General features: G+C 62.5%; 5 protein-coding genes. All 5 read right to left on the bottom strand.

What is annotated here, in order from left to right; translation table 11 throughout:
* Nucleotides 1–100: 100 nt before the first annotated feature.
* The 5 genes from fusA to rpoB all read right to left on the bottom strand — a co-directional run bounded on the left by fusA (nucleotide 101) and on the right by rpoB (nucleotide 11964).
* On the bottom strand, nucleotides 101–2224 hold the full coding sequence (gene fusA, locus DQ229_RS07020) for an elongation factor G (RefSeq protein WP_114965548.1): 2124 nt from the start codon (nucleotides 2222–2224) through the stop codon (nucleotides 101–103).
* A 22-nt stretch (nucleotides 2225–2246) separates the two neighbouring features.
* Nucleotides 2247–2717 (bottom strand): 30S ribosomal protein S7, encoded by a 471-nt coding sequence (rpsG, locus tag DQ229_RS07015; RefSeq protein WP_114965547.1) that lies wholly within the window; start codon nucleotides 2715–2717, stop codon nucleotides 2247–2249.
* 12 nt (nucleotides 2718–2729) lie between these two features.
* Entirely contained in the window at nucleotides 2730–3101 is a 372-nt protein-coding gene (rpsL, locus tag DQ229_RS07010) for a 30S ribosomal protein S12 (RefSeq protein ID WP_114965546.1), read from the bottom strand.
* Nucleotides 3102–3500: 399 nt separating this feature from the next.
* Nucleotides 3501–7742, bottom strand: a complete 4242-nt coding sequence (rpoC, locus tag DQ229_RS07005) for a DNA-directed RNA polymerase subunit beta' (RefSeq protein WP_114965545.1) — start codon at nucleotides 7740–7742, stop codon at nucleotides 3501–3503.
* Nucleotides 7743–7827: 85 nt separating this feature from the next.
* Nucleotides 7828–11964 carry a DNA-directed RNA polymerase subunit beta gene (gene rpoB / locus DQ229_RS07000; protein WP_114965544.1) on the bottom strand — a complete coding sequence of 1379 codons (4137 nt, stop codon included), beginning with the start codon at nucleotides 11962–11964 and terminating at the stop codon, nucleotides 7828–7830.
* Nucleotides 11965–12044 lie beyond the last annotated feature (80 nt).

Genomic DNA, 12044 nt, shown 5'->3' with positions numbered 1-12044 from the left:
ACGTGGCCAATCGTGCCAATGTTGACGTGCGGTTTGTTGCGTTCAAACTTTGCCTTTGCCATGATGGCCTCCTGTCATTCGCTGCCGAAGGGCGCCGCCCTTACGCGTATTTCTTCTGAATTTCGTCGGAAATGTTCTGGGGAACCGCCTCGTAGTGGTCGAAGAACATCGTGAAGTTGGCCCGGCCCGATGACATCGACCGCAGGGTATTGATGTAGCCGAACATGTTGGCCAGCGGCACGAAAGCGCTGATCGCCACCGCGTTGCCGCGGTTTTCCTGTCCGGTCACCTGGCCCCGCCGCGAGGTCAGGTCGCCGATGATCCCGCCGGTGTATTCCTCGGGGGTCACGACCTCGACCTTCATCACCGGCTCGAGCAGCTTGGCGCCAGCCTTGCGCAGACCTTCGCGCATTGCCGCGCGCGAGGCGATCTCGAAGGCCAGAACCGACGAGTCCACATCGTGGAACGCACCGTCGACCAGCGCGACCTTGAAATCGATCACCGGGAAGCCGGCAAGCGGACCCGAATCCATGACCGACTTGATGCCCTTCTCGACGCCGGGGATGTATTCCTTGGGAACAGCCCCGCCGACAATCTTGCTCTCGAAGCTGAAGCCCTCGCCCGGCTCGGTGGGTTCGATCTGCAGCTTGATCCGGGCAAACTGGCCCGAACCGCCGGTCTGCTTCTTGTGGGTGTAGTCGATCTCGGTCTTGTGGCCGATCGTCTCGCGGTAGGCCACCTGCGGCGCACCGATATTGGCCTCGACCTTGAACTCGCGCTTCATCCGGTCGACCAGGATGTCGAGATGAAGCTCGCCCATACCCTTCATGATGGTCTGGCCCGACTCGAGATCGGTTTCGACCCGGAAGGACGGATCCTCGGCCGCCAGACGTTGCAGCGCCTGCGCCATCTTCTCTTGGTCGGCCTTCGTCTTGGGTTCGACCGCGATCTCGATCACCGGGTCGGGGAAGGTCATGGTCTCGAGCACAACCGGGTTCTGCTGATCGCACAGCGTGTCGCCAGTGGTGGTTTCCTTGAGCCCCGCCAGGGCTATGATGTCGCCTGCGGCTGCCCAATCAATCTCTTCGCGCGAGTTCGAGTGCATCATCATCATGCGGCCGATGCGCTCGCGCTTGCCCTTGGTGGCGTTCAGGATCTGGTCGCCCTTCTTCAGCACACCCGAATAGATGCGCGTGAAGGTCAGCGAGCCCACGAACGGGTCGTTCATGATCTTGAAGGCCAGCGCCGCGAACGGGTCGTCATCCTTGGCCGAGCGCGAAATGTTGCGGGTCTCGGTCTCGTCCTTGGGGTCGAAGCCCATGTAGGCGGGCACGTCGAGCGGGCCCGGAAGATAGTCGATCACCGCGTTCAGCAGCGGCTGCACGCCCTTGTTCTTGAACGCCGAGCCGGCCAGGACAGGCACGAAGGACAGGCTGAGCGTACCCTTGCGGATCAGCTTGCGCAGGGTGGCCTCGTCAGGCTCTTTGCCTTCGAGATAGGCCTCCATCGCGTCGTCATCCATCTCGACAGCGACCTCGATCATGTTGGCCCGCCATTCGTCGGCGAGATCCTTCAGTTCATCGCGGATCGGCTGACGGGTCCAGGATGCGCCCAGATCCTCGCCCTTCCAGGTCCATTCTTCCATCTTGACCAGGTCGATGATGCCTTCGAGTGCGTCCTCGGCACCGATCGGAAGGGACACCGGGCACGGAATGGCGCCGGTGCGATCCTTGATCATCTTCACACAGTTGAAGAAATCCGCACCAAGCTTGTCCATCTTGTTGACGAAAACGATGCGCGGCACTTCGTAACGGTCGGCCTGGCGCCAGACGGTCTCGGTCTGCGGCTCGACACCGGCGTTGGCGTCGAGCAGACAGATCGCACCGTCGAGCACCGCCAGCGAACGCTCCACCTCGATGGTGAAATCGACGTGGCCCGGGGTGTCGATGATGTTGAAGCGGTACTTGGTATCGGACGTACCCTCGGCGCTCGGGTCCTCCTGACGCTGCCAGAAGGTGGTGGTCGCAGCCGAAGTGATGGTGATACCACGCTCCTGCTCCTGCTCCATCCAGTCCATGGTCGCGGCGCCATCATGCACCTCGCCAAGCTTGTGCGACTTGCCGGTGTAGAACAGGATGCGCTCGGTCGTCGTGGTCTTGCCGGCGTCGATATGCGCCATGATCCCGAAATTACGGTAGCGCTCGAGGGGGTATTCGCGTGCCATTGGTCAGTCCTCAGGCCAAAAGTTACCAGCGGTAATGGCTGAACGCCTTGTTGGCGTCGGCCATCTTGTGGGTGTCTTCGCGCTTTTTCACGGCAGCACCCCGACTATTCACCGCATCGACCAGCTCACCGGCCAAGCGTTCCTGCATGGTGTGCTCGTTGCGCTTGCGGGCGGCAATGATCAGCCAGCGGATCGCCAGGGCCTCGCGGCGCTCCGGGCGCACTTCGACAGGCACCTGATAGGTGGCACCGCCCACGCGGCGCGAACGCACCTCGACCGAGGGCTTGATGTTGTCGAGCGCCTCGTGGAACACCTCGATCGGCGCGCGCTTGAGGCGCTGCTCGACCCGCTCCATGGCATTGTAGACGATGCTCTCGGCAACCGATTTCTTGCCCTGCAGCATCAGGTTGTTCATGAACTTCGTCAGAACCCGATCGCCATACTTGGCGTCAGGGAGAACTTCGCGCTTTTCGGCGGCGTGACGACGGGACATCTCTGTCTCTCCTTACTTCGGACGCTTCGCGCCATACTTCGAACGGCGCTGGCGACGGTCCTTGACGCCCTGGGTGTCGAGCACACCGCGAAGGATGTGATAGCGCACGCCGGGAAGGTCTTTCACACGGCCGCCGCGGATAAGCACCACCGAGTGCTCCTGCAGGTTGTGCTTTTCGCCGGGAATGTAGCTGATCACCTCGTAGCCATTGGTCAGGCGCACTTTCGCGACCTTCCGCATGGCCGAGTTCGGCTTTTTCGGCGTGGTCGTGTAGACGCGCGTGCAGACACCCCGCTTTTGCGGGCACTGCTCCAGGTGCATCGACTTGGAGCGCTTAACTTTTGGCTGCCGCGGCTTGCGGATCAGCTGTTGAATCGTCGGCATTCCGGTTCCCCGTGTTGCAACCCGTGTTTTAGCCACACATGCGCGTGGCTCTTCATGACGACATTTCGCGCGTCCGCAAAACGCCAAAACCGCATTCGTTCCCGTACAGTCGGGAACGACGCGGTGGAATTCCAGAGGATCGGGGCCACCGGGCCCGGATCATGACCACTCAAATTACTGGCCTCGGGCTGGAGCCTTACGCCCACGACGCACGAGTGCGGGCCGTATATGGGGAGTCGCGGGGGTTGTCAACTGCTACTCAGGCAAAGGCTGACATGCCGGCCCCCTGCAGACTGTGACGATGGGGTTTGCCACAGACTCATTTGCCGGAAAACGTAAAAAAGAGCCCCTGCCGGCATGGCAGGGGCTCTTGCTGGTTCGTCCGGTGAGGGGCCGCGATCAGTCGCGGCTGTCCTCCGGCATGTCGGAGAAGACAGCGCTGTCGCCCACCTGCGCATCCTCGGTGGGAGCGGCCAGCGCGGCGGCGGCCTCGGCCTCGGCACGGCGGGCGTCGATGACCTTCTGGTCACGCTCGGCCGCGATACGCTTGACGCGGGTGAAGGCGCCACCCGTGCCTGCCGGGATCAGCCGGCCGACGATGACGTTCTCCTTGAGGCCCACCAGCTTGTCACGCTTGCCCTGCACGCTGGCTTCGGTCAGCACGCGCGTGGTCTCCTGGAAGGAGGCGGCCGAAATGAAGCTGCGGGTCTGCAGGCTGGCCTTGGTGATGCCCAGCAGGATCGGCTCGCCCCTGGCGGGGCGGCGCCCGTCGGCGACGGCCTTTTCATTGGCCTCTTCGAACTCGGCCTTGTCGACATGCTCACCTTTCAGAAGCGTGGTTTCCCCGCTGTCGAGGATCTCCCACTTCTGGAGCATCTGGCGCACGATGACCTCGATGTGCTTGTCGTTGATCTTCACGCCCTGCAGGCGATAGACGTCCTGCACCTCGTCGATCAGGTAGTTGGCAAGCGCCTCGATCCCCATGATCCGCAGGATGTCATGCGGCGCGGGGTTGCCATCCATGATGTAATCGCCGCGCTGGATGAAGTCGCCTTCCTGGACGGGGATATGCTTGCCCTTGGGCACCATGTATTCCGCTGGCTCCAGGTTTTCATCCGCCGGCTCGATGCGGATACGGCGCTTGTTCTTGTAGTCCTTGCCAAAGTGCACATAGCCGTCGATCTCGGCGATGATCGCATGATCCTTGGGACGGCGCGCCTCGAACAGTTCCGCCACCCGCGGCAGACCACCGGTGATGTCCTTGGTCCTGGCACCTTCACGCGGGATCCGCGCAACCACGTCGCCGGGGCGGACTTCTTCGCCGTCGTCGACCGACAGGACCGCATCGACAGACATCGGATAGGTCACCGGATGCCCGGCATCGTTGCGCACCGGCTCGCCACTGGCCGGATCCATGATGATGACCTCGGGCTTGAGATCGCTGCCCTTGGGCACCGCGCGCCAGTCCGAGACGATTTTCTGCGTCATGCCCGTGGCGTCATCGGTTTCCTCGCGCACCGAAAGGCCCGAAACCAGATCGACGAAACGCGCCACACCGGCCTTTTCGGCAATGATCGGCAGGGTGTAGGGATCCCACTCGTAAAGCTTGGTGCCGCGTTCGATCTTCTGGCCGTCCTTGACGAAGATCTTGGTGCCATAGGTCAGCTTGTGGCTGGCGCGTTCGACACCGTTGTCGTCGATCACCGCGAGTTGCATGTTGCGGCCGACGACGATGCTTTCGCCCGCGGCATTCTCCAGCAGGTTCGGATTGCGCAGCTCGATCTTGCCGGCAACGTTCGATTCCTGGAACGATTGCTGCCCACCCTGTGCGATACCGCCGATATGGAAGGTCCGCATGGTAAGCTGAGTGCCCGGCTCGCCGATCGACTGGGCGGCGATGATACCCACCGCCTCGCCCACGTTGACAAGCGTACCGCGCGCCAGGTCGCGGCCATAGCAGGTGGCGCAGACGCCCTCTTCAGCCTCGCAGGTCAGCGGCGAACGGATCCTGACCACGGCAACCGCCTCGGCCTCGATCAAATCAGCCTTGCGCTCGTCGATCAGTTCATTGCGGGCCACGATCACTTCGTCGGTGCCCGGCCGCACCACATCTTCGGCCGCGATACGGCCCAGGATGCGCTCGGATATGGAGGCGACGATCTCACCATCATTGACCGCCGCCTCGGCGGTGATGAAATTGTCGGTGCCGCAATCATGCGTGCGCACGATGCAATCCTGCGCCACATCGACCAGACGCCGGGTCAGATACCCCGAGTTGGCGGTCTTGAGCGCGGTATCGGCAAGACCCTTCCGGGCCCCGTGGGTGGAGTTGAAGTACTCCAGCACGGTCAGGCCTTCCTTGAAGTTCGAGATGATCGGCGTTTCGATGATCTCGCCCGAGGGCTTGGCCATCAGCCCACGCATCCCGCCAAGCTGCTTCATCTGTGCCGGGCTGCCCCGCGCCCCCGAATGCGACATCATGTAGACGCTGTTCGGTTCAAGCTCGCGGCCCTGGTCATCGTGCCGCACGGCCGAAATCTCGGCCATCATGGCATTTGCCACAGTGTCCGAGCAGGTTGACCAGGCATCGACCACCTTGTTGTATTTTTCGCCCTGGGTGATCAGCCCGTCCATGTACTGCTGTTCGAACTCCTTCACCTGATCACGGGTGGAGTTTACGATGTCCCATTTGGTGTCGGGGATCAGCATGTCGTCCTTGCCGAACGAGATGCCCGCCCGGAACGCCTCGCGGAAGCCCATGGTCATGATATGGTCGCAGAAGATGACCGATTCCTTCTGCCCGCAGTGGCGGTAGACGGTATCGATCACGTTCTGCACATCTTTCTTGCGCAACAGGCGGTTGACCAGCTCGAACGGTGCCTTGGCATTGAGCGGCAGAAGCGCGCCCAGGCGCGCGCGGCCCGGCGTCGTCTCGAAACGGCGCATCACCTCGTTGCCGTCCTCGTCGATCTGCTTGAGCCGAGCCTGGATCCGCGCGTGCAGATGCACATCGCCGCTGGCCAGCGCGTGTTCGATCTCGTCGACATTGGCGAAGATCTTGCCTTCGCCCGGCATCCCCTCGCGCATCATCGAAACGTAATAGAGCCCAAGCACCATGTCCTGGCTGGGCACGATGATCGGCGCGCCGTTCGCGGGGCTGAGCACGTTGTTGGTGGACATCATCAGCACGCGCGCTTCCAGCTGCGCCTCAAGCGACAGCGGAACGTGCACGGCCATCTGGTCGCCGTCAAAATCGGCGTTGAAGGCCGAGCAGACCAGCGGGTGCAGCTGGATCGCCTTGCCCTCGATCAGAATCGGCTCGAATGCCTGAATGCCCAGACGGTGCAGCGTCGGCGCCCGGTTGAGTAGAACGGGGTGCTCGCGGATGACTTCGTCAAGGATGTCCCAGACTTCAGGGCGCTCTTTCTCCACCAGCTTCTTGGCCTGCTTCACGGTGGACGAAAGCCCCTTGGCCTCGAGCCGCGAGTAGATGAAGGGCTTGAACAGCTCCAGCGCCATCTTCTTGGGCAAGCCGCACTGATGCAGCTTCAGCTCGGGCCCGGTCACGATCACCGAACGACCGGAAAAGTCGACCCGCTTGCCAAGCAGGTTCTGCCGGAAGCGGCCCTGCTTACCCTTGAGCATATCCGAGAGCGACTTGAGCGGGCGCTTGTTGGTGCCGGTGATGACCCGGCCGCGGCGGCCATTGTCAAACAGCGCATCGACCGATTCCTGCAGCATCCGCTTTTCGTTGCGCACGATGATGTCGGGCGCGCGCAACTCGATCAGCCGCTTGAGGCGGTTGTTGCGGTTGATCACCCGGCGATACAGGTCGTTGAGATCCGACGTCGCGAAACGGCCACCATCGAGCGGCACCAGCGGGCGCAGTTCGGGCGGGATGACCGGCAGCACGGTAAGGATCATCCATTCGGGCCGATTGCCGGATTCCAGAAAGTTTTCGACGACCTTGAGCCGTTTGATGATCTTCTTCGGCTTCAGCTCGCCTGTTGCCTCTTTCAGTTCTTCGCGCAGGCGTTCAGCCTCGGCCGCCAGGTCGATCGCCGCAAGCATCTCGCGGATCGCCTCGGCGCCGATATTGGCGGTGAAGGCGTCGGAGCCATACTGGTCCTGCGCATCGAGGTATTCTTCCTCGGTCAGCATCTGGCCGTAGGTCAAATCGGTCAGGCCGGGCTCGCTCACCACATAGTTTTCGAAATAGAGCACGCGCTCAAGATCGCGCAGCGTCATGTCAAGCATCAGGCCAATGCGGCTAGGCAACGACTTGAGGAACCAGATATGCGCCACCGGCGCGGCCAGCTCGATATGGCCCATGCGCTCGCGCCGGACCTTCTGCAGCGTCACCTCGACGCCGCATTTCTCGCAGACGACGCCGCGATACTTCATGCGCTTGTACTTGCCGCAAAGGCACTCGTAATCCTTGATCGGGCCAAAGATGCGCGCACAGAACAACCCGTCACGTTCGGGCTTGAAGGTGCGGTAGTTGATGGTCTCGGGCTTCTTGATCTCGCCATAGGACCAAGACAGGATCCGCTCGGGGCTGGCGAGCGAGATCTTGATCTCGTCAAAGGTCTTGACCGGTGCGGTCGGGTTGAACGGGTTGGAGGTGAGTTCCTGGTTCATGTCAGTGTCCTCGAATTCGGGCAACGGGAGAGGGGCGCGGGCGCGCGCCGTATGCGCGCACCCGCCCGGCAGCTAGCTGTCCGGTTCACTCCTCCTCCGCATCCAGGAGTTCCATGTTGAGGCCGAGGCCCCGCACTTCCTTGACGAGCACGTTGAAGCTCTCGGGCACGCCGGCCTCGAAATTGTCCTCGCCCTTGACGATGGACTCGTAGACCTTGGTGCGCCCCGCCACGTCGTCCGACTTGACGGTGAGCATCTCCTGCAGGGTGTAGGCGGCGCCATAGGCTTCCAGCGCCCAGACCTCCATCTCGCCCAGCCGCTGACCGCCGAACTGCGCCTTGCCACCCAGCGGCTGCTGGGTGACCAGGCTGTAGGGCCCGGTGGAACGTGCGTGCAGCTTGTCATCGACCAGGTGGTGCAGCTTGAGCATGTATTTCACGCCCACTGTCACCGGACGCGCAAGCTGATCGCCCGTGCGGCCGTCGAACACGATCGACTGCCCCGACCGATCGAAACCGGCCCGCACCAGCGCGTCGTTGACATCGGCCTCTTTCGCCCCGTCGAAAACCGGCGTGGCGATCGGCACGCCCTTGGTCACGGTCGTGGCGCTCTCGATGAGGTGCTCCTCGTCCATGCCGGCGAAAGCGTCGTCATAGACCTCGTCGCCATAAGCCACCTTGAGCGCATCGCGCACCGGAGTCATGTCACCCGAGCGGCGATATTCGTCCAGAGCCTCATCGATCTTGATGCCAAGGCCGCGCGCGGCCCAGCCCATGTGGGTCTCGAGGATCTGCCCGACGTTCATCCGTGACGGCACCCCAAGAGGGTTGAGCACGAAATCGACCGGCGTGCCATCGGCGAGGAAAGGCATGTCTTCCATCGGTACGACCTTGGAGATGACACCCTTGTTGCCGTGACGTCCGGCCATCTTGTCGCCAGCCTGAAGCTTGCGCTTCACTGCGACGAAGACCTTGACCATCTTCATCACGCCTGGCGGCAGGTCATCGCCACGGCGCACCTTCTCGACCTTGTCCTCGAAACGGTGCTCCAGCGCGCGCTTCTGCGCGTCGAACTGGGCATTCAGCGCCTCGACGGCCTGCGCGTCGGCCTCATCACCCAGCGCAAGCTGCCACCACTGGCCACGGCTGAGCGTCTCGTCGAGCAGCTCGTCCGTGATTTCGGTGTTGGCCTTCACGCCTTTCGGCCCCTTGACCGCCACCTTGCCAATGATGAGCTGACGCAGGCGCCCGTAGATGTTGCGCTCAAGGATTTCCAGCTCGTCGTCGCGGTCGCGCGACAGGCGCTCGACTTCCTCGCGCTCGATCTGCAGGGCGCGCTCGTCCTTCTCGACGCCGTGGCGGTTGAACACCCGCACCTCGACGATGGTGCCGTAAGCGCCAGGCGGCAGCCGCAACGAAGTGTCCCGCACGTCGCTGGCCTTTTCGCCGAAGATGGCGCGCAGCAGCTTTTCCTCGGGCGTCATCGGGCTTTCGCCCTTGGGGGTGATCTTGCCCACCAGGATGTCGCCCGGCTGCACCTCGGCCCCGATATAGACGATACCGGCCTCGTCGAGGTTGCGCAGCGCCTCTTCGCCCACGTTGGGGATGTCGCGGGTGATCTCTTCCGGCCCGAGCTTGGTGTCGCGTGCCGCCACTTCGTATTCGTCGATATGGATCGAGGTGAACACATCATCCCGCAGGATGCGCTCGGAAATCAGGATCGAGTCCTCGAAGTTGTAGCCATTCCACGGCATGAAGGCCACGACCACGTTTCGGCCCAGCGCCAGCTCGCCCAGATCGGTCGAGGGGCCATCGGCGACCACCTCGCCCTGGCGCACCACATCACCCACCTTCACGAGCGGGCGCTGATTGATGCAGCTCGACGCATTCGAGCGGGTGAACTTGCGCAGCCGGTAGATATCCACGCCCGGTTCGCCCGGTTCGATGTTTTCGGTCACGCGCACGACGATCCGGGTGGCGTCTACCTGATCGATCACCCCGCCACGGCGCGCGGTGATTGCCGCGCCGGAATCACGCGCCACGACGCTTTCGATTCCGGTGCCGACGAACGGCGCCTCGGCCTGCAGCAACGGCACTGCCTGACGCTGCATGTTCGAGCCCATCAGCGCGCGGTTGGCGTCGTCATTCTCAAGGAAGGGAATGAGCGAGGCCGCCACCGACACAAGTTGTTTGGGCGACACGTCGATCAGGTCGACCGCCTCGGCGGGGTTCAACATGAATTCGCCGCCCTTGCGGGTCGATACCAGATCGTTGATGAAGCGCCCCTCTTCATCAAGCTGCGCGTTGGCCTGCGCGATGGTGTGGCGCATCTCCTCAGTGGCCGAGATATAAACCACCTCGTCAGTGACCTGGCCACCCACGACCTTGCGGTAGGGGGTTTCGATGAAACCGTACTTGTTGACCCGCGCGAAGGTCGCGAGGCTGTTGATAAGGCCGATGTTCTGACCTTCCGGCGTCTCGATCGGGCACATGCGGCCGTAATGGGTGGGGTGCACGTCGCGCACCTCGAACCCGGCGCGTTCGCGCGTCAGGCCCCCCGGCCCCAGCGCCGAAAGGCGCCGCTTGTGGGTGACTTCCGACAGCGGGTTCGTCTGGTCCATGAACTGACTGAGCTGCGAGGAGCCGAAGAATTCGCGCACCGCCGCCGCCGCAGGCTTGGCATTGATCAGATCCTGCGGCATAACCGTGTCGATCTCGACCGAAGACATGCGCTCGCGGATCGCGCGCTCCATCCGCAGCAGACCAAGGCGATACTGGTTTTCCATCAGTTCGCCGACCGAACGCACGCGGCGGTTGCCGAGGTGGTCGATATCATCGACATCACCCTTGCCATCGCGCAGTTCGACCAGCCCGCGAATACAGGCGATGATGTCTTCGCGGCGCAAGGTGCGGTGCGTGTCGGGCGCATCCAGATCAAGCCGCATGTTCATCTTGACCCGGCCGACAGCCGACAGATCGTAACGCTCCGAGTCGAAGAAGAGCTGATCGAACAGGCCTTCGGCTGCCTCGACGGTGGGCGGCTCGCCCGGGCGCATGACGCGGTAGATATCCATCAGCGCGCCTTCGCGGTTCATGTTCTTGTCGGCGGCCATGGTGTTGCGGATGTAGGGGCCGACATTGACACCGTCGATGTCGAGCACCGGAATATCGGTGATGCCGTTGTCCAGCAGATCCTTGAGCGTGCCGCCCTTGACCTCGCCGTCCTTGTCGAGATCCCAGGTCAGCTCGTCACCGGCCTCGACATAGATCTCGCCGGTTTCCTCGTTGATGATGTCCTTGGCCACGAAACGGCCGACGATGCGGTCGAAGGGCACCAGAAGTTCGGTCACGGCGCCTTCGTCGATCCATTTCTTGACCATGCGCGGCGTCGCCTTTTCGCCGGCCTTGAGGATGACCTCGCCGGTGGCCGCATCGATCAGATCCATCGTCGGACGGGTGCCGCGCACGCGTTCGGGGAAGAAGCGGGTGACCCAGCCCTTGTTCTTCTTCAGCTTGTAGTTCACCGAATCGTAATAGGCATCCATGATGCCTTCCTGATCCAGCCCCAGCGCATAGAGCAGCGTCGTCACCGGCAGCTTGCGGCGGCGGTCGATGCGCGCATAGACGAGATCCTTGGCGTCAAATTCGAAATCCAGCCAGGAGCCGCGATAGGGAATGATCCGGCAGGTGAAAAGCAGCTTGCCCGAGGAATGCGTCTTGCCCTTGTCGTGGTCGAAGAACACGCCGGGCGAGCGGTGCATCTGGCTGACCACCACGCGCTCGGTGCCGTTGACCACGAATGTGCCCGTCGGGGTCATGAGCGGCATGTCGCCCATGAAGACATCCTGTTCCTTGATGTCCTTGACCGAACGCGCGCCGGTGTCGTCATCGACATCGAACACGATCAGCCGCAGCGTGACCTTGAGCGGCGCGGCATAGGTCATGTCGCGCTGCATGCATTCGTCAACGTCGTATTTCGGCTTTTCCAGCTCGTATTTCACGAACTCGAGTGTTGCCGTCTCGTTGAAATCCTTGATCGGAAAAACCGACTGGAACACCCCCATGATGCCCTCGCCATCGGTCGGCGTCTCGGCATCGCCGGAGCGGAGAAAAAGATCATAGGAGGATTTCTGAACTTCAATGAGGTTCGGCATTTCCAGAACTTCGCGGATCTTGCCGAACAGTTTGCGGATGCGCTTCTGGCCAATGTAGGTCTGAGCCATGCTCGTGATCACCTTTCTTCTTTCGCAGGCACGCGGGCCGTCGGGCCACGACCGCGCACCGCACGCGAAACCAGGGGGAG

This window comes from Alkalilacustris brevis, from assembly GCF_003350345.1.
Taxonomy (GTDB): domain Bacteria; phylum Pseudomonadota; class Alphaproteobacteria; order Rhodobacterales; family Rhodobacteraceae; genus Alkalilacustris; species Alkalilacustris brevis.
Note: the sequence above shows the minus strand (reverse complement) of the source record. Positions and strands in the feature narration are given on the sequence as shown.

Coding starts and splice junctions, on each gene's coding strand:
- fusA (WP_114965548.1), bottom strand. CDS start 2,224: ATGGCACGCGAATACCCCCTCGAGCGCTACCGTAATTTCGGGATCATG.
- rpsG (WP_114965547.1), bottom strand. CDS start 2,717: ATGTCCCGTCGTCACGCCGCCGAAAAGCGCGAAGTTCTCCCTGACGCC.
- rpsL (WP_114965546.1), bottom strand. CDS start 3,101: ATGCCGACGATTCAACAGCTGATCCGCAAGCCGCGGCAGCCAAAAGTT.
- rpoC (WP_114965545.1), bottom strand. CDS start 7,742: ATGAACCAGGAACTCACCTCCAACCCGTTCAACCCGACCGCACCGGTC.
- rpoB (WP_114965544.1), bottom strand. CDS start 11,964: ATGGCTCAGACCTACATTGGCCAGAAGCGCATCCGCAAACTGTTCGGC.